The sequence below is a fragment of the Variovorax sp. PDC80 genome (assembly GCF_900115375.1).
Classification (GTDB): Bacteria; Pseudomonadota; Gammaproteobacteria; order Burkholderiales; family Burkholderiaceae_C; genus Variovorax.
Window position 1 is genome coordinate 1 of sequence record NZ_FOWG01000040.1, and the last position, 1291, is coordinate 1291.

Consider the following 1291-nt stretch of genomic DNA (forward strand, 5'->3'; position numbering starts at 1 on the left):
TGCGCCATGAGTGACATCGCCATCGCCGGCTTGCTGATCCTCTCGCTGTTCCTGATCCTGGGCAGCGGCGTGTGGATCGGCCTCACGCTCTCGGGCGTCGCGTGGATCGCGATGCAGGTCTTCTCCTCGCGCCCCGCGGGCGACGCGATGGCCGTCACCATCTGGGGCTCGGCCTCGAGCTGGACGCTCACCGCGCTGCCGCTGTTCGTGTGGATGGGGGAGATCCTGTTCCGCACACGGCTGTCGCAGGACATGTTCAAGGGCCTCGCGCCTTGGATGCAGGCGCTGCCGGGCCGGCTGTTGCACACCAACGTGGTGGGCTGCGCGATCTTCGCGGCCGTCTCGGGCTCGAGCGCGGCGACCTGCGCCACCATCGGCAAGATGAGCCTGCCCGAGCTCAAGCGCCGCGGCTATCCCGACGACATGGTCATCGGCACGCTGGCCGGCGCGGGCACGCTGGGGCTGCTGATCCCGCCGTCGATCATCATGATCGTCTACGGCGTCAGCGCCGACGTGTCGATCGCGCGGCTGTTCATCGCGGGCATCGTGCCGGGCATCCTGCTGGCGCTGCTGTTCTCGGGCTACATCGCGTTCTGGGCCCTGCGCCATCCCGAGCGCGTGCCGCCCGCGGACGCGAAGCTGCCCTTCGCCGAGAAGCTCAAGGCCTCGATGTCGCTGATTCCGGTGGCGCTGCTGATCCTCAGCGTGCTGGGCTCGATCTACGCCGGCATCGCCACGGCCACCGAGGCCGCGGCCGTCGGCGTGGTCGGCGCGATCGTGATCTCCGCCGCGCAGGGTTCGCTGAATTGGCACAGCTTCAAGGAAGCGCTGCTGGGCGCCACGCGCCTGTATTGCATGATGGCGCTGATCCTCGCGGGCGCGGCCTTCCTCACGCTGGCCATGGGCTACATCGGCCTGCCGCGCCACCTGGCCGAATGGATCGGCTCGCTGGGCCTGTCGAAGTTCCAGCTCGTGGTGATGCTCGCGCTGTTCTACATCGTGCTGGGCTGCTTCCTCGACGGCATCTCGATGGTGGTGCTGACCATGGGCGTGATCATGCCGACCGTGACCGCGGCGGGCATCGATCCGATCTGGTTCGGCATCTTCATCGTGCTGGTGGTCGAGATGGCGCAGATCACGCCGCCGGTGGGCTTCAACCTGTTCGTGCTGCAGGGCATGACCGGCAGGGACCTGCTGTACATCGCGCGCGTGACGCTGCCGATGTTCTTCCTGATGGTGGCCGCGGTGCTGCTCATCTACTTCGTGCCGCAGCTCGTGACCTGGCTGCCGC

The 1291-nt window shown here is 67.8% G+C and carries 1 protein-coding gene; it reads left to right on the forward strand.

The window, feature by feature from the left end; all coding sequences use genetic code 11:
• Positions 1–6: 6 nt before the first annotated feature.
• Positions 7–1291, forward strand: a 1285-nt coding sequence (locus BM109_RS40575; protein ID WP_093356172.1) for a TRAP transporter large permease, incomplete at its 3' end; no start/stop codon positions are given.